The 401-nt window shown below is 69.8% G+C and carries 1 protein-coding gene; it reads left to right on the forward strand.

Annotation, left to right across the window (positions count from 1 at the left end; all coding sequences use genetic code 11):
- On the forward strand, window positions 1–401 hold a 401-nt coding region (locus AB4K12_RS31245; protein ID WP_368438178.1), incomplete at both ends, for an SDR family oxidoreductase.

Raw genomic sequence — 401 nt, forward strand, 5'->3', positions numbered from 1 at the left:
CAGGTCTCGGCGTACTCCTACAAGTCGCTGTCGATGGCCCTGCTGCCGCTGATGCGTGAGGGCGCCTCGATCGTGGGTCTGACCTTCGACGCGCAGATCGCCTGGCCGAAGTACGACTGGATGGGTGTGGCCAAGGCCGCCCTGGAGTCCACCAACCGCTACCTGGCGCGTGACCTGGGCCCCAAGGGCATCCGCTGCAACCTGGTCTCGGCCGGCCCCATCAAGTCGATGGCCGCCAAGTCCATCCCGGGCTTCGAGGAGCTCGCGGACGTGTGGAACCACCGCGCCCCCATCGGCTGGGACCTCGCCGACCCCGAGCCGGCCGGCCGCGGCGTCGTCGGTCTGCTGTCGGACTTCTTCCCCCGCACCACGGGCGAGATCGTCCACGTCGACGGCGGCGT

This window comes from Streptomyces sp. C36, assembly GCF_040932295.1.
Taxonomy (GTDB): domain Bacteria; phylum Actinomycetota; class Actinomycetes; order Streptomycetales; family Streptomycetaceae; genus Streptomyces; species Streptomyces triculaminicus.